Source organism: Pseudoscardovia suis, from assembly GCF_002797875.1.
GTDB classification, from domain to species: Bacteria; Actinomycetota; Actinomycetes; order Actinomycetales; family Bifidobacteriaceae; genus Pseudoscardovia; species Pseudoscardovia suis.
Genome location: NZ_PGFC01000002.1, coordinates 232,094 through 253,035, shown reverse-complemented (window position 1 = coordinate 253,035; position 20,942 = coordinate 232,094). Strand labels below are relative to the sequence as shown.

Below are 20,942 nucleotides of genomic sequence, written 5' to 3'. Positions count from 1 at the left end.
GGCGTTCTTAACACATAAAAGTGCGATACCCCACGCGCGATGCCTCACTCGCGATGCCCCTGCCGAAAATCAGCCGGGACGATGCATCCGTGCTTCACACGAACATGCGAAGCACGCTGAAGACGCTGATAACGAAAGCGATGATTTCAACAGCCCAAAACATGATGAGGGCGGCCCAATCCTCGGTGAGCACATTGAGTGGCGAGCTCTTCTTGACAACCACGAGAATCACCACATATAGCACAGCAAAGACCGCGAGTCCAACTGCCGCCGCGAGAATTCCCACGTTCGCAGCATTCGCGACTCCTGCGGCGGAACCATACACCACGTAGGTGGAGAACCAGAACTGGGCTTTCAACAAGCAAAATCCTGAAATGAACTGCACGCAGGCTAGAAAAATCAAAAATGCAGCAGTCCACTTAACGCGCATGCTGTCAAGGAATGCCATGAGCAGCGACACGAAGCAAAACACGGTGACGCTCCACGACAGCAGCGCTATGCCTCGCGGATCAATGGACGAGAGCATGGTGATCAACCGACCGGTGCGGTTGAACGCAAGCCAGCGGCCTACGCCATACGGTGCAATGAGCACCACAAGCAAGCTAAGGAGAAACAGCAGCCAAAAACGAGGACGCGATTTGCGACGCTGGATATCTGCATATGAGAGCTTCGCCTCGATCTGCTCGTCCGTGAGCGGTTGAACAGGGGCGCCGGCCGACTGAGAATCGGCAGAATCAGAAGCAAGGGAATCAGAAGAGAGCTCGATGTGCGGATGAATCGCGGTTTGACTTAACATTTGGGTCTCACCCACCGCCTTTGCCTCACCGGTCGTGCTTTCAGCTGACGGGATGTGCTGTCCATCTGCCATGAGCGTTACTCGATTCCTCAGTACGCCGCGTCCGTGGACGTGGCACTTTGCGGACCATTACCCCACCACCCTACCAGCCGGGAACGCCTCATGGCATATGCGCGGCACAGCCCCGGTTCACCGCTTGAGAGTCCACCTCAATCTCGGACGCCCCATGAGTTGAAGATTTCGAAGGGTTATGTATAATGGTGCCTCGGTTGTCGAGCAATCAGCTTCACAGACGTTGTCTCAGCTTGATTCGCCGATTCCACGCGGGCGTAGCTCAATGGTAGAGCCTCAGTCTTCCAAACTGATTACGCGGGTTCGATTCCCGTCGCCCGCTCCATCGCACCGCTGCTGTAAGCACGTGCTTCCCTGTTTTTCACGTGTTTTCTTGGATTTTTGGCTTCCTCTGTTTTGGGTCTCCTCTGTTTTCAGTTTCTTCTGCGCAATCGTTCCCTCAACGCAACTAGACCACGACTAGACCAAATGCCATGTGCGACGATGGTATGGCGTCGGGCCAAGGTTCGCAATCGCGGCACGATGCGCTGCAGTGCCATAACCCTTGTTGTCCGCCCAATCGTAGGCAGCCCATTGGGGGTTCTCCTCGGCAAGCTCCGTCATGTAGCGATCTCGCGTCACTTTTGCAATCACCGATGCCGTGGAAACCAAGGCGCAGGTCATGTCAGCCTTGACCCGTGTAGACACGCGGCATGGAGCAATCAATGCAGGCGCATCAAAAGTTTGCGCCGCGGGAGTGATGTAATCGTTCGGTCCATCCAAAATCGCATGAAAACGCGCACACCGTTCATTCGGCGCGACCGGCGCGCCAATTGCAGCACCTTCCACGCCTGCTGCATCCACCGCACCCATCGCATCGCCTGCGGCGCGGCACGCACCTGTTCCACAAACCGCGCACTGCACCGGCACCGTGGCACCAGCCTGCAACGCATGCTGCACCGCTGCAATTCCCCGCAACGCCGCCAATCCCAAGCAGTGCGAAATGCCCCATTGGTCGATCTCTTCGCTGCTCGCCCAGCCCACGGCCCATGCATCGCACCATTGCTGCAATTGCGGCAGCAACACTTCACGGCGATGCGGCGTGAGTTTCTTGGAATCCCGCACTCCTTCAACGGCATCAACACCCGCTGTCAAGCGCTGCGCTGACACCGCCGACACGCCCAATGCAACCGGGCCGGCCAGGCAACCGCGACCCACTTCATCAATGCCCAGCACATAGTCGGCATCTGCAGCAAGCTCACGTTCCCATTCGAGCGTAGGGATGGCAGAGCGACTTCCTGTCTTGTCTTTCTTAGAAACCACGAGAGATCACGTCCAACTTCGCTGCGTTCAACTTCACTGCGTTCAACTTCACTGCGTCCATCTTCACTGTGCGCCGGAACCAGACGCGGCATTCGCATCGGGCACCTTGGCGAACACACCTTCGTGGTTTTTCAACGCTTTCATGTCAGAAATCGGCCAATACACGGCGAGAGCCACGCCCACCACGTCAGAGACAGGCACGAGCCCATTGTTGCCGTCCCCCGTGTGATACCGCGAATCCGCGGAATTGGCGCGGTTGTCACCCAGCACGAACAGGTTGCCATCGGTCACTGTGATAGAAAAGGCAAATTCGGAAGGATCAGCGCCGGGGCGCAGGTATGATGTTTCGTCAATTTCCACGCCGTTGACGGTCACCGGTGCGCCATTGCCTTCGCATGCCACGCGGTCACCCGCCACGCCGATGACGCGTTTGATGAGATAGTCCGACCCTGTCTCTGTAGTGCTGACGCTGAGCCAGCCAGCGGGATCCTTGAACACGATGATGTCCCCCCGCTTGATGTCGCCGCGGCTGGCGGCGATGCGGCTCGTCACCACACGATCGCCGATGCCTAGCGTGTTTTCCATCGACGCGGAGGGAATCACATACATGCCGAAGAAGAAGCATCGCAGCACCACGACGATGAGCACCGGCACCACAAGCCAATGGAGCACCTCGCGCAGGGTGATGCCCAGATTGGATGAAGAGTTCCCACCAGAAGCGCCGCCGTTGGCTGAGCGCGAGGCATACGCACCGGCGCGGTCGCTACCGGTGTTGGCTGAATACTTGCCATCGTGTGTGTATGCCATATCCGCTGCCATCCCCATTGTCGATACTGTCAATCCACCGTGCACAGGATGTTTCCAATGTAATCGATGCTTCTGATAATAAGATGAGTAAAACGCCTGTAAAAAAGCACAAGGGCCCAGGGCTTGGCAGCCTTGGACCCTTGCATACGAACGACGGCCTTCATGCCATCACGCCGCAACGCATAGGAAGCGGCGGAAGCACTCAGACAGCGTTGTCGCGGCGCTCGACGATACGAGCTGCCTTGCCGCGCAGCTTGCGCAGGTAGTACAGCTTGGCGCGGCGCACACGGCCCTTGCGCACGAGTTCGATGGAATCGATGATCGGGGAATGCACAGGGAAGCGACGCTCCACACCAGTGCCGAAGCTGATCTTGCGGACCACGAAGGTCTCACGCAGACCAGATCCCTGACGAGCGATGACCACACCCTGGAAAGCCTGGAGACGGGTGTTGGCGCCTTCCTGGATCTTCACGTTCACCTTGACGGTGTCGCCCGGGCGGAAAGCCGGGACCTCGGGTGCGTTTTCGAGCTGCTTAGCTTCAAATGCCTCAACGGCGTTCATAATGTTCCTCCGACGCCGCCGCGCATCAGCGTTGTCGGGGATGCGCCGCGAAATCGCGGACACATCCGTTTCCATCCCCTCCGGTTTGCCATCGGGGGCGTGCCAATCCGCCACAGTTTCGTGCGGCTGGACCTATCAAGGCTGTGCATCTGCGCGGCGATGCATAACCCGGCACAAACACACAGGATTATACCACGTGACGCTGAAAACGACGCCGGCGGCACCACGTCACAATATTGCCTGTGCGCTAACCGGCAAAATCATCCGGTATCTCTATATCGGATTTCTGCACTTCCTCGATGTTGACGTCCTTGAAGGTTACAATCCGCACCTTCTTGACAAAACGCGAGGGACGGTAGACATCCCACACCCACGCATCGGTCAGCTGCACGTCGAAATACACGTCCTGACCGGCGGAGCGCACATTGAAATCGACACGATTCGCCAAGTAGAAGCGCCGTTCCGTCTCCACCACATACGTGAACAGCTTGATGACATCGCGGTATTCGCGATACAGCGCCAGCTCGGCATCGGTTTCATAATTGTCAAGGTCTTCAGCGCTCACGACTCATCTCCTTTACGGTTGCGGTTCCGCCCCAAGTTGCGCCACCAAGCGCGCTTCTTGCCAGGCTGCCTGATGGCATCGTCACCATACGCCCAATCGGTATGGACGCTTGACGAACCACCATACTCGCCGCTCAGCTCACTCAAAGCATCATCAAGCGCATCATCAGATGACTTCTTCGGTGATTCCTCATCGGCCGTCGAGGTATGCGCAGCACTATCAGCATGGGCGGACGCAGACCCATCCCCTTGCAATACCGCAGACTCCACGCCAACGGAATCCGACGGTGCAGAGCTGTCAGCATGGGAAGCTGGCGCTGCCGTCTCGGAGGAGGCGCTACCATCCGAGGCTTCGGAATCAGCAGCGTCACTTTCATTTGCCTCGGCACGAGCCGCCAGAGCTTCCTTCACACCAGGATTGTCGATGATGTTGTGAAGACCGAACGCTGCAAGAGAACGAATCGGATCGTATTCTTCCGCGATTTCGTCGTAGATCAGCACATCGTGGTATTCGCCATCACGGCTGTCCCACATGGCATTGCGCGAATGCCCGGTGAGGTCGAATCCCAAGGATTCATACACACTGGAGTTGCGGGTATTAGCATCGGGCAGACTCAGCCAGATGCGTTCGAGCCCCAAGCCCACAGGGCGGCGGGCGAAAGCGAAGGTCATGACTCGCGGCATCGCATCACGCGAATAACCACGGCCGCGATAATCCACGCCCAGCACCACCTGCAGACGGGCGGACTTGTTCCACCAGTCGATGTCGACCAAGAAAATCATGCCAATGAGCGTGGAATCGGGCTCAGCGCCCGGTTCAGCGGAATCATGGGAATCATGGGAATCTGTGTGCTGTGCATCGGTGTACATCGACCACGCCATGACACCACGGGATTCGGGATCGGACCACCCCGGCATGGACGATGCATCGGCAGCGTTACCGACGCCACCGGACCATGCCACAGAACGCGACACCCACGCCCTCACCACGGCACGTTCCGCACGCGACGACTTTCCGGTGATCGTTTCGGCATCGTCGAACGCATGAATGTCATCCATGCGCTGGCAATCCGCCCATGTCGCGGGACGCAACCGACACATCTCCCCTCGAATATCAGGGATGGTGATGACTTCTGGAAGCGTGCGTTCCCGTTCATCGGCTTCATCGGCTGAGGTGGACATGTGCTGACGTTTCCCTTTCTGCATAATGCATGCTGTGTCTGCTTGGACTCTGTGCCTCGACTATCGTAGCCCAGTTGACCGTCTTGTGTTAGCCCGGCGCGAACACTTCTCCATTTTCTTTTCATTCGCAGGGCTGCCAAACTCGGGGCATTGCCCTTCCCCCAACCGTCTTCCGCCCCTCTTTTGTACTTCTTCTGCCTGTCTTTTGCACATTGGGGAGGAATGCAAACAGGGCATCGAACAGCGAACCGTTCGATGCCCTGCGAATACTGAAAATGCAGCAGATTGTGCAGATTCAGCGGATGAGAGGTCAGCCCTTGATCTTCTTCATGACCAAGCCGCTGACGGCCTTGGCGTCTGCCTGGCCGCGCGTCGCCTTCATCACGGCACCGATGATGGCGCCCATCGGCTTCATGTTGCCGGACTTGAGCTTCTCGACAATGTCGGGGTTCGCGGCGAGAGCCTTGTCAACCTCAGCCTCAAGCGCACCCGTGTCCTGCACGACCTCATAGCCATGCTTCTTGACAACCTCGGCCGGAGTGCCTTCGCCGGCGAGCACGCCAAGCACCGTCTTCTTGGCGAGCTTGTCGTTGAGCTTGCCGTCTGCGATGAGCTTCTCGACCTGTGCCACATCCGCAGGGGTGATCGGCATGTCGTCGAGGGACTTCTCCTGCTCGTTCGCCGCACGAGAAATCTCGCCCAGCCACCATTTGCGAGCGCCCTGTGCGGAAGCACCGGCCTTCACCGTGTCTTCGATGAGGTCAAGAGCCCCGGCATTGACGATGTCACGCATCGCGTCATCGGTCAGACCCCACTCGGACTGCAGACGGTTGCGCCGTTCGCGCGGCATCTCAGGCATCTGGGCCTTGATGCGTTCGATGTGCTCAGGCGTGATGTGCAGCATCACGAGGTCAGGATCGGGGAAGTAACGGTAATCGTCAGCATCGGTCTTGAGGCGGCCACCAGCAGTGGACTGCGTGGCTTCATCCCAATGGCGAGTCTCCTGCAGGATTTCGCCACCGTCGTCAAGAATCGCCGCCTGGCGACGAATCTCGTACGTCACGGTCTTTTCAATGCCGCGGAACGAGTTGACGTTCTTTGTCTCGGAACGGGTGCCCAGCGGGTCGTCAGGCGTGGGACGCAGTGACACGTTCACGTCGGCGCGCATATTGCCTTGCTCCATGCGCGCGTGAGAAATTCCCAAAGCCTTGACGATGTCGCGCAGCGTGCGCATGTAAGCGCCTGCGATTTCGGAGGCACGCGCACCCACGCCGGTGATCGGCTTCGTCACGATCTCGATAAGCGGCACGCCTGCGCGGTTGTAATCGCACAACGAGTGGTCGGCACCTTCGATACGGCCGTCAGCGCCACCAACGTGCGTGTTTTTACCAGCGTCATCTTCGATGTGTGCACGTTCGATCGGCACGCGGAAGATGCTGCCGTCGTCAAGCTCGACGTCGAGGTAACCCTCGCCGTTCGTCGGCTTGTCATACTGCGAGATCTGGTAATCGCGCGGCATATCCGGGTAGAAGTAGTTCTTACGGGCGAACTGGCTCCACTCGTTGATCTTGCAATGCAGGGCGAGGCCGAGCTTAATCGCGAAGTCAACGGCTGTGGCGTTCACAACCGGCAGGCTGCCGGGCAAGCCGAGCGAGACAGGCGTCAGCTGGGTGTTCGGCTCGCCGCCGAATTCCACATGCGCCGGGCAAAACAGCTTCGTGTTCGTGCACAGCTCGACGTGCGTTTCCAAACCGATGACCGGATCGTACTTCTTGACGGCCTCGGAGAACTTCATCAATTTTTCTGCCATTTTGAAACCTTTGCCTCTCCGTCAGTCAGCAAGCCACGGTGTGGCCATCTTGGTGAGGATGTTGCCGCCCCACGTCTCTTCCAGCGCGGCTTCGAGAGCCGCTGCCGGCTTGTACATGACGTCGTCGCGCTTCTGGGGAGCGAAGAACTGGAAGCCCACGGGCATGTTCGTCTCATCGTCCACGCCGCACGGCACGGAGATGGCGGGTACACCGGCGAGGTTGGCCGGGATCGTGGTGACATCGCCCAAATACATGGCCAGCGGGTCGTCGGTCTTCTCGCCGAACTTGAACGCAGTCGTCGGAGCGGTGGGGGACGCAAGCACATCCACCTGCTCGAACGCCTTGGCGAAGTCTTCGATGACGAGTGTGCGCACCTTCTGGGCGGAGCCGTACCAAGCGTCGTAATAGCCAGCGGACAGCGCGTAGGTGCCCAGGACGATACGGCGCTTGACTTCGTCGCCGAATCCGGCTTCACGAGTGTAAGCCATCATGTTGGCGGCGGTCTGCGGCACACCGGTGGGAGGCATGACACGCAGTCCGTAACGCATGCCATCGTAACGGGCCAGGTTGGAGCTGACCTCGGACGGCATGATGATGTAGTAAGCGCCCAAGGAGTACGACAGGTGAGGCAGGCTCACCTCGGTCACCGTGGCGCCCATGGATTCGAGAAGCTTGACGGCTTCGTCGAAACGCTTGGCGACGCCGGGCTGGAAGCCTTCGCCATTGCCGCTGATCTCCTTGATGAGACCGACGCGCACACCCGTGAGGTCGCGCTTGAGGCCCTCACGGGCAGCGTCGACGACATGAGGCATGGGCTCGGGGATGGACGTGGAGTCACGACGGTCGTTGCCACCGATGACTTCGTGAAGCAGGGCCGCATCGAGCACGGTGCGAGCGCAGGGACCAATCTGGTCGAGCGAGGATGCCATGGCGATGGCGCCGTAACGGCTCACGCCACCATACGTGGGCTTGACGCCAACGCTGCCGGTGAAGGAAGCGGGCTGGCGAATGGAGCCGCCGGTATCGGTGCCGAGCGCAAGAGGCGCCTCATAGGAGCTCACCGCGGCTGCGGAACCGCCGCCGGAACCGCCAGGCACGCGCTGCTTGTCCCACGGATTGTACGTATTGCCGAAAGCGGAGTGCTCGGTGGAGGAACCCTGGGCGAATTCATCAAGATTCGTCTTGCCCAGGATCGGCATTCCAGCAGCCTTGATCTTCTCAATGACCGTGGCGTCATACGGCGGCACCCAGCCTTCGAGAATCTTCGAAGCGGCGGTGGTGGGGATGCCCTTCGTGACAATCATGTCCTTGATGGCAATCGGCACGCCCGCCAGTTCAGGAAGGCCTTCGGTCTCGCCAGCGGCAAGCTTCTCGTCAAAAGCGTCCGCCTGAGCAAGAGCCTCGTCAGCGGAAACATGGAGGAATGCGTGGAGCTGCGGTTCCGCGGCGTCGATGACGTCGAGCTCAGCCTGTGTCAGCTCGCGGCTGGAGACTTCTTTGTTGCGGATTTTCTCCGCCATCTGCGAGGCGGAAAGCTTCACCAATTCGTTGTTCGTAGTGCTCATGGTTGCGTCTTTCACCTCACTCGCCCAAGATCTGCGGGGCGACGAACATGCCTTGATCGGTCACAGGGCCGCCTGCAAGGGCTTCTTCCTGCGTCAGCGGCTTCTCCGGCACATCCGGGCGCAGATACGCCTCGAGCGGAATCGGGTTCGCAGTCGGCTGCACGTCGTCGGTCGCGACCTTCTGGACCTCATCAATGGCGTCGGCGATGACGTTGAGCTCGCCCTGCATTCGGGTGATTTCTTCATCAGTCAGAGCGATCCTGGACAGGTCTGCCAGGTGCTCCATCTCTTTGCGTGTGAATGTTGGCATAGCCCCAACTATATGAGTTCAGTGTGACACGCCTAATTGCAATTCCAAGGAATCAGTTGGGAATTGGCCGGACGATCAGTTGGGGAATCGGCTGGGGAATCAACTGGAGATTGGCCGCAAGATCGGTCGGAGGGCTGGTCACGGAATCAGACGCCGAATCAGCAAGTGGTCCAAGTGGTCATTGGGGGATCAGTTGTTGAGCACCTTGAGGAATCAGTTGGACGCTCCGGGGCATGCGTGCTGTGCGATCCAGGCATGCATGGCCACTGCCGCCGCAGCGCCAGCATTGAGGGAGCGCACAGACCCGAATTGCGAGATATATACCACGTCATCGGCGAGGTCGAGCGCCTTGCGCGACAGACCAGGGCCTTCCGCCCCGAAAAGCATGAGACAGCGCTCAGGGAAGTCATATGTTTCTATCGGCACCGCGCCGGGCACGATGTCGAGAGCGATGATTCGAGGCATGGGAAGTCCCGCATCCTCGGATTCACGCCGCACATCGTCGACGAGCGCTTCAATGCTGGGGTGATGCTCTACGTGTTGGTAGAGCTCCGTCATGAGAGCGCCTTTGCGATTCCACTTGTGCGGCCCGACGATATGCACGCGGTTGGCGGTGAATGCGTTGGCTGTGCGCACGATGGAACCGATATTGAAATCATGCGTCCAGTTCTCTATCGCCACTTCGAACGGATGGCGGCCTTGAGCGTCCAGATCCGCCTTGATGGCTTCGACCGTCCAATAGCGATATCGGTCCATCACATTGCGTCGGTCGCCTTCACGGAGCAGGTCAGGATCGAAGCGCGGGTCCCGAGGCACGGGCTCACCTGGATGTTCTGAGCTCCAGGGACCTACTCCCACTTCGCGCAATTGTGGTTCTCCAGACGCCGCCACCTGCTTGGTAAATTCAGAAGGTTCATGCACTGTGGCGCCACCTCACTGACCGGAATCCGCCGGAGCGGAATCAGCGGTGGAAGAATCACCAGTGCGGGAATCGTCAGTCGAGGAATCCGAGGCATCAGCTGCGCCACGCAAAGCGTATTCGTCGAACACTCCGACGAAAGGCAGTTGAGTGTGCGTATCAGTGACGGGGTCGACCACATCAATGGATGCCACGGGCTCGCCGGACGGGGAATGCACACCGCCGACGAGCGAAGCGATTGCCACGACTTGGGCGCCGCGTGATGTGACGATGGAGAAATCAAGACCAAGTTCGTTGCCATGGCGCAGCGTCACTAATGATGACGTTTGCACATAGGACTTCTCGGAAAGCCACGAATCCAGCAGGATCACACGCTTGCCTTCGATCGAGGGCCCCTTGATGGATGGATAGACGAAATCCATGACGAAAGCATCAAGATCTTGCCCGCGCGATGCGGCGGCATGAACCATCGCGCATGCAAGCGGCACCGCGGCTGCTGTCAACGCACCGACTGCATCGAAGTCATCCAAGCCATAGCCTTGCTCTTCCAGCGTGTCGAGCAGCACATGACCGGCCAGCTGGGCGCCTTCATGGTCGAGACTGACGTTCATCAACTCACTGAACGGCTTATCTCGCACCTCTGCGGCGACCATATCGCGCAGGCGGTCCTTCGGCTCACGCATGTCGTAGCTCACAGCGTCACGCACTTCCGGCGCCCCAGTCGGTTTGAATTCGGAACTCATGCTTTCACCCTACTCACTGCCATGCACGACGACTCGATGGCTATTGGTTTATTGGTTATTGGTTCTGTTCGTCTTTCGTGGAAAATTCCGCGGCGGTCAGTTCACGCACATTCGTCTTCTCCGGATCAAGCTGAATCGCGGGATCCGCCACCTTGCTGATGTCGATTCGTTGAATCCTGCGCACCTGCGGCAATACGCGCCCTTCGAGAGAACCGACGAAAGCGTTGTAATCCCGGACTACGCCCGTCACGCTCTTGCCGAGTTTCTCAATGTTGCTGCCCATTGTCGTAAGACGCTTGTAAAGCTCCTTGACGTCATCGAACAGCTCCTTCGCCTCATTGGTGAGCCCCTGCTGCTGCCACGCGTGGGCAACGGACTTGAGCACAGCCCACAGTGTGACCGGAGAGCATAGCGCCACATTATGCGAAAAGGCGTAGTCAAGCAGCCTTGGATCCGCTTCCAATGCCGCTTGGAGCACGGCATCGCTGGGGATGAATGCGATTGTGAAATCAGGCGCATCCGGCAGGGAATTTTGGTAATCCCTCTTGGCCAGTTCATCCACATGTGCACGCACGGCCTTTGCATGATTCGCAAGCAGCTCGGATTTTTCCTTGCGCTCGATTCCGGTAGCGGAGTCCGGAATCTGGCACGCCTTGTTGTAATCGCTGTACGGTGTTTTGGCATCCACCGGGATGGACTTTCCACCGGGCAATTTGATGACCATATCGGGACGCTTGGAACCACCATCAATCACGAACTGCGTTTCGAAATCCACGTGCTCAAGCAAACCGGCGGATTCCACGATGTTCTTCAGCTGCACTTCGCCCAAAGCGCCACGCAGCTTGTTATTGCTCAACGTCGCCGACAATGACGCAGTGGCGCGATTGAGTTCCAATTGCCGTTCGCTCAGGGTCTTGAGATTGGCATCTAATGCACCTTGCGACTGCTTGCGCGCTTCCTCCATCATCGCCACGCGACGGCCAAGTTCATCAAGATTCTTCTGCACCGGAGCGAAAGCCGACAGCAATACGGCTTGCGCGTCCTTCTGCTGGGCCTGCTCGTTCAGTTTCTCCCGTTGCTGGGCAGCGTCGCGATCCTTCTGGGCGTTTGCCCTGGCCTCCTCCTGCTGCTGCAACTGAGAAATAAGGGATTGCAAATACGCAATCTGCTGCTGCATCTGCGCAGCACTGCCATTGGCTGCAGCGGCCTGCGACTGCGCTTCAGACAGCTGCACCTGCAGACGGACGATTTGCGCCTGAGCGGACGGATCCGAAGCATCCGGGAACTGCCCCTCGGACGGCAAGGACCGCGAAGCAGTGGCACGACCGAGCAGGAAGCCCAGCGCCGCGCCGATAAGCGTCATGATTATGAGGATGACGACCTCTCCGACTTGACCGAACATATGTTCGATTGTACACTAAACGCATCGGACGATACGCACGGCGCGTCCCCGCCTGAAACCTTACGGCAGGCAACCACAGCAACAGCAGTCCCACTGCTGCAGCGGGCACGATTCGAGCACACTCATGGTCGGCACCACCATGGCGATTTCGCGCATAACGAACATCTGCCATGACGGTTCCATTCCCATGGATATGCAAGTAGGTTGATTACGAAAGTTTCAAGCAGGCGCGCGACCCAAGCGCATGTCTGTCATACATCGAGGCTTTCGCATTCTCTTCCTTCGCGACACATCCCGCAGCAGGACACACCGGGACTGCCCAATCTGCAAGGAACGAGAGAAACAGGAACGGAGGCCAGATGGGTGCCATCATCATCACGGCAGCGATAATGCTCAGCATCGTTGTCATTTGGTATTTCTTCGGGAAGCGATCTGGAAGCGTCGCCCATGTGCAGGACGGTCATCAAAGCATCGATGTCACCGTGCAAGGCGGCTACTCCCCTGCCGTCATCGAATTGCAGGAAGGCCTCCCCACATCCATCACATTCGACCGCAAGGAAACAGGCGAATGCACATCGCATGTCGTCTTCTCGGATCTGGGCATTGACGCACGTCTGCCCGGCAACCAACGCACAGTGGTGGAACTTCCCGCCCTTAAAGCCGGGGATTACCCATTCGCCTGCGGCATGAACATGGTCCACGGTTCGCTGCATGTCGCGCCACGAGAATCCACCGCGTCCAGCCGCGCAATTCACACAGCCCCTGCAACTCCAACAGATTCCGCAACTTCAACAGACCAGGCAGCATCAACACGCCCCGCAGCGCCGACGGACGAAGCCGAGCCGATGAACCACACCGCGCCAACGGACCAAACAACCCCACAAAACTGCACAACCCTGACGAATGCCAACACAGACCACGCTGCTTGCGCCGCTCATGCCACAGATAGCACCGAGACGACCAGTGAAAAATCAGCGGAAAGCGCCGATCTCAAGCGCCGAGTCACGCTAAGCGCGTTGCTCACCATTCCGGTTTTTGCCTACGCAATGGTCACGATGTCCGTCAACACGTCCGCGTGGCCGGCATGGCTAACAAACCCTCTGTGGCAGTTCCTTCTCATCACACCAGTGATGTTCGTGTGCGGCTGGCCGATTCACCGTGTGGGCTGGCTCGCAATGGCACATCGCTCCCCCGAGATGAATTCGCTCGTCACCCTGGGTACGTTCGCCGCCTACCTTTACAGCACCGCCGTGATAATCATTCCGAATGCATTCCCAGAAGGCTCGCGAGAGCCATATTTCGAATCAGTGGGCGTCGTCATCACATTGGTGTTGCTAGGCAGGCTTCTGGAAGCCAAAGCGCGCGAAGGTACCGGCAATGCTGTGAACGCCCTTATTGGACTGAGGCCCAACACCGCAACGGTGTTGGATCCGAACGATGTGCAATCCGGCGCTTGGCGCAATCCTGGGGTTGGCCACACCGTCTCCATAGATTCGCTGGAACCCGGCCAATTCTTCCTTGCAAAAGCAGGTGATCGCATCCCCACCGATGGTGTCATCATGGCAGGAACCGCCCACGTCGACGAATCGATGATCACTGGCGAATCCCGACCCGTCTCGCGCACGGTCGGTGAATCCGTCACTGGTTCCACCATGGCGATGGACGCACCTCTCGCGGTCAAGGCGACGAAAGTCGGCGACGACACCGTTCTCGCCGGAATAGTCGATATGGTGGCGAAAGCGCAGGCGACAAAGGCACCGGTGCAGCAGCTCGCCGATAAAATCGCTGCGGTGTTCGTACCCGTGGTGATTCTCATATCACTGTGGACATTCGCCATCTGGCTCACCGTGGGACCGCAGCCACGCCTCGCCCATGCCCTCGTAACCGGAGTGTGCGTGCTCATCATCGCGTGCCCCTGCGCCCTCGGACTTGCCACGCCGCTATCAGTGACCGCTGGTTTGGGTCTGGGAGCTCGCAATGGCGTACTCGTCACATCCGCAAGCGCATTGCAACGCGCAAAAGACATTGCCATTGTTGTATTCGATAAAACCGGCACCATCACCCAAGGCATCGCGCATCTTGCTGACAAAGGGCAGGCGGCTGCAGCATCCACACCTGCAGGCATGCCGGCAATCAGCTACGCAAACGACCCCATCAAACCGGATTCTCCCAAAGCCATTGCAGCCCTCAAGGCACGTGGCGTGCGCACAATCATGCTCAGTGGGGACACGGAATCCACCGCCAAAGCGGTAGCGAGCCAGGTGGGCATCGACACTGTGATCTGCAATGTATTGCCTGATGGCAAGGCGCAGTGGATTGAACGCATCCAGAGCGAAGCCGAAAACGCCGGGCAACATGGACTCGTGGCAATGGTGGGCGACGGCATCAATGACGCCCCGGCACTGGCGACCGCCGATATCGGCATCGCCATGGGCACAGGCACAGACGTCGCCATGCAATCCGCAGACATCACCATCATGGATGGCAGCCTCACAGGCGTCATTACCGCGATGAATCTGTCGAAGGCAGCAATGCACAATATTCGAGAGAACCTTGTGTTCGCCTTCGCTTACAACATCATCGGCATCCCTTTGGCTGCCGGTGTGCTGTATCCCTTCACCGGATGGCTACTCAGTCCGATGATTGCTGGGGCTGCGATGGCAATGTCCTCCATATGCCTCGTCCTCAAAGCCAACAGGCTACGCTCAGCAAAAGTGGCGGCGGACACAACCACCACGATGCCCCAGGACTCCGAGCCCACGGTCATTGTGGACTCACACACCAACACACCCTCGCATACCAACACATCGCAGAAAGGTAACGACATGTTCCATTTTGGCAAGAAGAAAGAAGAATCCACAGCAACATTCACCGATCCGGTATGCGGCATGAGCGTCGGAGCCGATTCCTCCTCTTGGGAATACAAGGGCACGACGTATCACTTCTGCAGCCCCCATTGCCTCGACTCCTTCAAGAAGGACCCAGCGAAGTTCCTCAACGCCTGACCGCCGCAGGACATTCTGTCGCCCGACCCCGCCTGACCACCGCAGGACGTTCAATCGCCTGACCGCCGCCTGACTCGCTGCCAGCTGACTCGCTGTCACCTGACGCTCCGATACCTGACCGGCACCTGTCCGACGGCGGATGCGCTGTCGGCGTACGCTCTGTGACAGGACGCTCTGTGACAGGACGCTCTGCCGATGGATGCGCTACTGACAGACAACCCATTTCAGGATGCGCTGCCATGAGTTTCGCAGAGCACATTTTCGCAATAAAGCCACGGATTATAAAAATGCGGATTATAGTCCGTGGCTTTATTGTCTGTTTCCGCTCACGCTGTGGACATGGCAACGACGAAAGCAGGCAGCACACAACACCCCACCCCTCAAAAAGGCACCCATGTCGACAACCACTCTGCCCATACCGACGATCACTCCACCGGTCGCGTAACCAAGGAAGACGCCACACATCGCAAGCTGTTTGGTGACGCCATCCGCCGCACTCGTCTCGCACGAGGGTTATCGCAGGAGGAACTCGCCCACAAGTCAGGAATGGATAGATCCTACATGGGTCGCATTGAGCGAGGGGAGCAGGCACTCAGCATTGACAAGATCTGGCATGTTGCGGACGCCCTGGACACAGACCCTTCTCGCCTATTCGCGATCAGCCTCGAGATTGACGCAATGGAACGCGAGCGCGAACAAGATGAGAGGGAAGGATTTCACGGCATCGACCTCGGCACGGATGTTTAAGGATGAACATCAAAAACTGATCTTGAAAACAGACAACGAGCGTTGCAAGCAGACGCTTGAGAATTGCCATAAACAAAAGTGGCCGTAAACAAAAGTTAACGACCGAACCTATCCACCCGAAGTTCGCACTCGCTCCATCCGCCCTGACGCTCAAACGCAAAACGCTCGCTGGACGGTGCAACACATGCCATATCGCGTATGTCATATGCCACAACGTCCAGCGAGCGCACGCCTAGAGATCTGCTGAGATCTCAGCAATCCTCAGGCAGGAGACCTCAGGCTGTCTGAGGATGCTCGCTGGTCTTGTCAGTGAGCTCCAGATGCTGGCCACCGGTTTGGTCCACCACCACGGTATCGCCGTCATGCACACTGCCAGAAAGGATCATGCGCGCAAGCTGATCGCCGACCTCCGTCTGCACCAGGCGGCGGAGCGGACGAGCACCGTAGGCGGGATCATAACCCATGTCGGCGAGCCATTCGCGTGCGGCATCGGTCACATCGAGCTTCACACGGCGGTCCTTCAAGCGGTCCGCAACCTGTGCGATTTGCAGATCCACAATGCCACCGAGCTCGTCACGAGTCAGCGGATCAAACATGATGATCTCGTCAAGACGGTTGAGGAACTCAGGCTTGAAGTGAGCGCGCACCGCGTCCATAACAGCCGTATGCTTCTCATCGTCGTTGAGCGACTCGTTGGTCAGGAACTGCGAACCCAAGTTCGACGTCATGATGAGAATCGTGTTCTTGAAGTCCACGGTCCTACCCTGGCCATCGGTCAAGCGTCCATCATCAAGCACCTGCAAGAGGATGTCAAACACCTCAGGATGCGCCTTCTCGACCTCATCGAACAGCACGACGGAGTACGGGCGACGGCGAACGGCCTCCGTGAGTTGGCCGCCCTCCTCGTAACCGATGTAACCGGGCGCTGCACCGATAAGACGCGAGACGCTCTCCTTCTCCATGTATTCGCTCATGTCGATGCGCACCATGGCCTTCTCATCATCAAACAAGAAGTCCGCGAGCGCCTTGGCCAGCTCGGTCTTGCCCACGCCGGTGGGTCCCAGGAACATGAACGAGCCTGTCGGACGGTTCGGGTCGGAGATGCCCGCACGCGAACGGCGCACTGCATCCGACACCGCTGCGATCGCCTTCTTCTGCCCGATCACACGCTTGCCCAGATAGTCCTCCATGTGCAGCAGCTTCTCGTTCTCGCCCTGCATCAAGCGGCCCACGGGGATTCCCGTCCACTCCGAGACAATCTGCGCCACGGAGTCGGCATCCACGCGATCAGGAACCATCGGCTCACTTGCCGCGGTACCATCGGCACCAGCTGCACTAGCGTCCTTCGAGTCCTTCTCAGCCTTCTCCGCTGCGGCAATCTGCTTTTGCACGTTGGGAATCTCACCGTAGCGGATCTGCGACGACTTGGCGTAGTCACCGGAGCGTTCAGCGAGATCGGCTTGCGTCATCAGCTCATCGAGCTTCTTGCGCAAGTCGCCCACCTTGTTGCGGCCAGCCTTTTCACTGTTCCAACGGGCGTTGAGTCCGGCGAGCTTTTCGCTCAGGTCGGCGATGTCCTTGTTGAGGTCGGCGAGACGTTCGCGGGACTTGTCATCCAGCTGCGCTTCCGCTTTGCCGGCTGCCTTGTTATCCTTCGGATTGCCGAGAAGATATGCCTTCTCCATCTTCAGACGGTCGACGCGACGGCTGAGCTCATCGATTTCCTCAGGCGAGGAATCAAGCTCCATGCGCAGACGTGCAGCGGCTTCATCGACCAAATCAATGGCCTTGTCGGGCAGCTGACGTCCGGTGATGTAGCGGTTTGACAGCTTCGCGGCCGCCACCAGCGCGTCATCCGAAATCGTGACCTTATGGTGTGCCTCATACTTGGGCGCGATGCCACGCAGAATCGCAACGGTATCCTCCACACTCGGCTCGCCCACGAACACCTGCTGGAAACGACGCTCAAGGGCGGGATCCTTTTCGATGTTTTCGCGGTATTCGTCCAACGTGGTGGCACCGATCAGATGCAGTTCGCCGCGCGCAAGCATCGGCTTGATCATGTTGCCGGCATCCATCGAGCCTTCGGCGGAGCCAGCACCCACGATCGTATGAATCTCATCGATGAACGTGATGACCTGACCGTTCGAATTCTTGATTTCGTCAAGCACGGACTTCAGGCGTTCCTCGAAATCGCCGCGGTACTTGGATCCAGCGACCATCGAGCCCAAGTCAAGCGAAATGAGCTTCTTGTCGCGCAATGTGGACGGCACATCGCCGGCTACGATACGCTGCGCCAAGCCTTCGACGACTGCGGTCTTGCCCACGCCAGGCTCGCCGATCAGCACAGGGTTGTTCTTCGTGCGGCGAGACAAGATCTGAATGACACGACGAATCTCGTTGTCGCGGCCAATGACCGGATCGAGCTTGCCTTCCTTCGCGCGCTGCGTCAGGTCAGTGGAGTATTTCTCAAGCGCCTTGTAGTTACCGTCGCCACTGTCGGTCGTGACTTTCTTGTCGCCACCGCGCATCTTCGGAATGGCCTTGCGCAGCGTATCCGCCGTCAGGTTGTGACGCGTCAGGATGTCTTGCATATGACCGCCGTCTTGCGCAAGGGCGATCATCAGCGTTTCACCGGACACATACGTGTCGCCCAGACGCTGCATTTCTTCCTGCGCCTTGACGAGTGTCGCCTGCAATTGACGGCTGGGTTCAGGCTGTGTTGTGGTGCTGCCAGTGGCAGACGGCAGGTCCACGAGCGCACGGCGCACATCGGCTCCCACCGCCTGAGGATCGCCGCCGGCGTCTTTGACGAGGGCACGCCCCGTACCGTTCTCCTGACGAAGCAATGCGTCGGCCAAGTGCAGTGTTTCGATTTGCGGATTGCCCGCTGCCGCGGCGCTCTGCACAGCGTCGCTGATGGCCTCCTGCGCCATCGAAGTGAACTGGATGCTCATATCTCTTCTTTCCTTTACCTAGTAGGCCGTGCCTGAAAGCCAACGGCCTACGAAGTTCTGTGTTCGGTTGTTGTCATGGTCTGAGGATGTGTGTTCCGATTGCCACGCCTGAGAATGTTGCGATTGTGCAGCAAGCCAGCGCCGCTCGTCCAGAACCCGTCCCTCAGAAGTTCTGAAACAATCATACAACCAAAACTTGAGTTGTAAAGACTCAACTTTTGAAAATCAGAGAATTACGCTGTCGGCATGACCCCGCCACAGCCCATACTCCACACCACATACACCAGCTCCATTCCACATACCGCCACCCCGCACTTCACGCACCCACACCCCACGCTCGCGGCATCGGCTGTCGGTCATGAGGTCGGCGACCCGTCACCCCACACTTCACGCACCCGCACCCGCATTTCACGCACCCACACTCCGGCTCCATCCCGCGTACCGCAAACCCCACACCCAGACCACGCCCACCCAGACCTCACCAACGCGCCAACTTCACCAACACGCCAACTTCACCAACACCCAAAACAAAAGCGGCGTTGCGCGCCGGTTGCCACTATCGGCAACCACCACACAACGCCGGCCCTGCACTAGAGTCTGGAGTCACGACCCACCGTGTCATGCCCCACTATGGCACAACGCACTATGTCACAACCACCGTGACACAACCCACCGCGTCACAACTCACTGCGACACATCAAGCCCCAGCAGGTCGTCAATCGTCTCGCGTCGAATCATCACGTGCGAGCCATCATGGCTCACCGCTACAACGGCTGGGCGAAGCGCCTGGTTGTAGTTGCTCGCCATCGTGCGGCCATACGCACCGGTCACCGGCACAGCGAGGATGTCACCACGCTTGATGTCGGCGGGCAGGTGGCAATCCTTGACCACGATATCGCCGGATTCGCAGTGCTTGCCGACCACGCGCGCCAGCATCTTGGTGCCAGAACCCACACGATTGGCAAGCTCCACCTCATAATCGGCGCCATACAGCGCCGGGCGAATGTTATCGGACATACCGCCGTCCACCGAGACATAAGTGCGCGTGGTGCCGTCGGACAACACCACCGGCTTGACCGTGCCCACGCGATACAGCGTCACGCCCGCAGGCCCCACAATAAAACGGCCCGGCTCGAAGCTCACGACAGGGGCAGGCAGCCCCTTCATGATCTCCGCGGTGAACGCCTTGGCGATGCGCCTGAGCGTGGCCGCCACATCCATCGACGAATCGGAATCAAGATACGGCACGGAGTAGCCGCCGCCAAGGTCGATTTCAGGCAGCACGTAGCCGTCCGTCGCATAGAAAGTCTTGCGCAGCAACAGCACGCGTCCCACCGCTTCGATGAAAGCATCCGCGTCATGGATCTGCGAACCGATGTGCGAGTGCACGCCCACGAGCTCCAGGTAATCATCACGCTTGCGGATGTCCTTGAGAGCGGCGATCGCCGGGCCATCCGCCAATGCGTTGAGTGCCGCCTCGAGCTTGGGGTTGCGGTCCTTCTTGCTGGGCGGAATGGCATACAACGAGTTGATGCGCGGTGCATCGTCAGGCTCCGCCTCCGAAGCGTGCTCCACCTCATCGGGGCGATCGTATTCTCCGGTGAGCACGGATGCCGAAGCACCGGGGGCCAGCAGCGGCACGCCGAACTTCTGGTCCTCATGGGCAGTAGAGATGTATTCGTGACCGCCGGCATGCACGCCCACGGTCACGCGCAGCATCACCTTGGCGCGCTTGTCGTGAGCACGGGCGATGCGTTCGACACGCGCCGCCTCGTCCGGGGAATCCAGCACGATCTTGGCGAAATCGTTGTCGATGGCGAGCGCAATTTCCTCATCCGTCTTGTTGTTGCCGTGCAGCACAAGGCGACGTCCGGGCACTCCGGCGGCGAGCGCAATGCGCATCTCGCCCAAGGTGCACGTGTCGATCGTCATGCCTTCTTCGGCGACAATGCGGCAGATTTCCTTGCTGATGAAGGCCTTTGCCGCGAAACTCACGTGGGTGGTCGTGTTGGGGAACGCATTGCGCGCCGCCTCCACGAAATACTTGGCGCGGCGGCGCACCTCATCCGTGTCCATCACATACAGCGGGCTGCCGTAGCGCTGCACGAGATCGAGCGCGTCATAACCGTGGAACGAGATGTTGCCTTGGGCATCGCGTCGCGTGGCGGCAGGCCATACCGCGCTCATTTTCGTGGCGC

15 protein-coding genes, 1 tRNA gene and 1 pseudogene are annotated in these 20,942 nt (G+C 58.8%); 3 read left to right on the top strand and 14 right to left on the bottom strand.

Annotated elements, in window-relative coordinates; translation table 11 throughout:
* Positions 1-94: 94 nt before the first annotated feature.
* The gene (locus tag CLV65_RS03695) at positions 95-868 is read right to left on the bottom strand and encodes a hypothetical protein (protein WP_094690633.1); all 774 of its coding nucleotides are present in this window, start codon (positions 866-868) and stop codon (positions 95-97) included.
* Positions 869-1,119: 251 nt separating this feature from the next.
* Here CLV65_RS03695 and CLV65_RS03690 point away from each other — a divergent pair.
* Positions 1,120-1,193: transfer RNA gene (locus CLV65_RS03690), tRNA-Gly, on the top strand.
* 134 nt (positions 1,194-1,327) lie between these two features.
* Here the strand turns inward: CLV65_RS03690 and CLV65_RS03685 are convergent.
* From CLV65_RS03685 to CLV65_RS03635, 11 genes and pseudogenes are all read right to left on the bottom strand, one after another.
* Positions 1,328-2,170, bottom strand: a complete 843-nt coding sequence (locus tag CLV65_RS03685) for a ribonuclease HII (protein ID WP_244569081.1) — start codon at positions 2,168-2,170, stop codon at positions 1,328-1,330.
* A 63-nt stretch (positions 2,171-2,233) separates the two neighbouring features.
* Positions 2,234-2,977, bottom strand: a complete 744-nt coding sequence (gene lepB / locus CLV65_RS03680; RefSeq protein WP_244569082.1) for a signal peptidase I — start codon at positions 2,975-2,977, stop codon at positions 2,234-2,236.
* A gap of 202 nt (positions 2,978-3,179) precedes the next feature.
* On the bottom strand, positions 3,180-3,542 hold the full coding sequence (rplS, locus tag CLV65_RS03675; RefSeq protein ID WP_094690660.1) for a 50S ribosomal protein L19: 363 nt from the start codon (positions 3,540-3,542) through the stop codon (positions 3,180-3,182).
* A gap of 244 nt (positions 3,543-3,786) precedes the next feature.
* On the bottom strand, positions 3,787-4,104 hold the full coding sequence (locus CLV65_RS03670) for a DUF2469 domain-containing protein (RefSeq protein ID WP_094690634.1): 318 nt from the start codon (positions 4,102-4,104) through the stop codon (positions 3,787-3,789).
* Complete coding sequence (locus CLV65_RS03665; protein ID WP_094690635.1) at positions 4,101-5,285, bottom strand: GNAT family N-acetyltransferase; 1,185 nt, start codon at positions 5,283-5,285, stop codon at positions 4,101-4,103. Before CLV65_RS03665 ends, CLV65_RS03670 begins: the two co-directional genes overlap by 4 nt.
* A gap of 310 nt (positions 5,286-5,595) precedes the next feature.
* Positions 5,596-7,095, bottom strand: a complete 1,500-nt coding sequence (gene gatB / locus CLV65_RS03660) for an Asp-tRNA(Asn)/Glu-tRNA(Gln) amidotransferase subunit GatB (protein ID WP_094690636.1) — start codon at positions 7,093-7,095, stop codon at positions 5,596-5,598.
* Positions 7,096-7,116: 21 nt separating this feature from the next.
* On the bottom strand, positions 7,117-8,661 hold the full coding sequence (gatA, locus tag CLV65_RS03655; RefSeq protein WP_094690661.1) for an Asp-tRNA(Asn)/Glu-tRNA(Gln) amidotransferase subunit GatA: 1,545 nt from the start codon (positions 8,659-8,661) through the stop codon (positions 7,117-7,119).
* Between the two features lie 16 nt (positions 8,662-8,677).
* Complete coding sequence (gatC, locus tag CLV65_RS03650; RefSeq protein WP_094690637.1) at positions 8,678-8,971, bottom strand: Asp-tRNA(Asn)/Glu-tRNA(Gln) amidotransferase subunit GatC; 294 nt, start codon at positions 8,969-8,971, stop codon at positions 8,678-8,680.
* 213 nt (positions 8,972-9,184) lie between these two features.
* On the bottom strand, positions 9,185-9,892 hold the full coding sequence (locus CLV65_RS03645) for a TrmH family RNA methyltransferase (RefSeq protein ID WP_094690638.1): 708 nt from the start codon (positions 9,890-9,892) through the stop codon (positions 9,185-9,187).
* Positions 9,893-9,997: 105 nt separating this feature from the next.
* Positions 9,998-10,633 (bottom strand): annotated as a pseudogene (locus tag CLV65_RS03640) (type I phosphoribosyltransferase); the annotation flags it as partial.
* Between the two features lie 55 nt (positions 10,634-10,688).
* Positions 10,689-12,035 (bottom strand): DNA recombination protein RmuC, encoded by a 1,347-nt coding sequence (locus tag CLV65_RS03635; RefSeq protein ID WP_094690639.1) that lies wholly within the window; start codon positions 12,033-12,035, stop codon positions 10,689-10,691.
* Positions 12,036-12,394: 359 nt separating this feature from the next.
* Here CLV65_RS03635 and CLV65_RS03630 point away from each other — a divergent pair, with 359 nt between their 5' ends.
* Complete coding sequence (locus tag CLV65_RS03630; protein WP_094690640.1) at positions 12,395-15,040, top strand: HAD-IC family P-type ATPase; 2,646 nt, start codon at positions 12,395-12,397, stop codon at positions 15,038-15,040.
* 303 nt (positions 15,041-15,343) lie between these two features.
* A complete protein-coding gene (locus CLV65_RS03625) occupies positions 15,344-15,787 on the top strand; it encodes a helix-turn-helix domain-containing protein (protein WP_244902346.1) in 444 nt (147 codons plus the stop codon).
* 275 nt (positions 15,788-16,062) lie between these two features.
* Here CLV65_RS03625 and clpB read toward each other — a convergent pair whose 3' ends face one another.
* The gene (clpB, locus tag CLV65_RS03620) at positions 16,063-18,744 is read right to left on the bottom strand and encodes an ATP-dependent chaperone ClpB (RefSeq protein WP_094690641.1); all 2,682 of its coding nucleotides are present in this window, start codon (positions 18,742-18,744) and stop codon (positions 16,063-16,065) included.
* Positions 18,745-19,428: 684 nt separating this feature from the next.
* A complete protein-coding gene (locus CLV65_RS03615; protein ID WP_094690663.1) occupies positions 19,429-20,931 on the bottom strand; it encodes a diaminopimelate decarboxylase family protein in 1,503 nt (500 codons plus the stop codon).
* Positions 20,932-20,942 lie beyond the last annotated feature (11 nt).

Excerpts from the sequence above, each read along its gene's own strand:
- CLV65_RS03665 (WP_094690635.1), bottom strand. The coding sequence starts at position 5,285 with ATGTCCACCTCAGCCGATGAAGCCGATGAACGGGAACGCACGCTTCCA.
- CLV65_RS03635 (WP_094690639.1), bottom strand. The coding sequence starts at position 12,035 with ATGTTCGGTCAAGTCGGAGAGGTCGTCATCCTCATAATCATGACGCTT.
- gatB (WP_094690636.1), bottom strand. The coding sequence starts at position 7,095 with ATGGCAGAAAAATTGATGAAGTTCTCCGAGGCCGTCAAGAAGTACGAT.
- gatA (WP_094690661.1), bottom strand. The coding sequence starts at position 8,661 with ATGAGCACTACGAACAACGAATTGGTGAAGCTTTCCGCCTCGCAGATG.
- CLV65_RS03695 (WP_094690633.1), bottom strand. The coding sequence starts at position 868 with ATGGCAGATGGACAGCACATCCCGTCAGCTGAAAGCACGACCGGTGAG.
- lepB (WP_244569082.1), bottom strand. The coding sequence starts at position 2,977 with ATGGCATACACACACGATGGCAAGTATTCAGCCAACACCGGTAGCGAC.
- CLV65_RS03630 (WP_094690640.1), top strand. The coding sequence starts at position 12,395 with ATGGGTGCCATCATCATCACGGCAGCGATAATGCTCAGCATCGTTGTC.
- clpB (WP_094690641.1), bottom strand. The coding sequence starts at position 18,744 with ATGAGCATCCAGTTCACTTCGATGGCGCAGGAGGCCATCAGCGACGCT.
- CLV65_RS03615 (WP_094690663.1), bottom strand. The coding sequence starts at position 20,931 with ATGAGCGCGGTATGGCCTGCCGCCACGCGACGCGATGCCCAAGGCAAC.
- gatC (WP_094690637.1), bottom strand. The coding sequence starts at position 8,971 with ATGCCAACATTCACACGCAAAGAGATGGAGCACCTGGCAGACCTGTCC.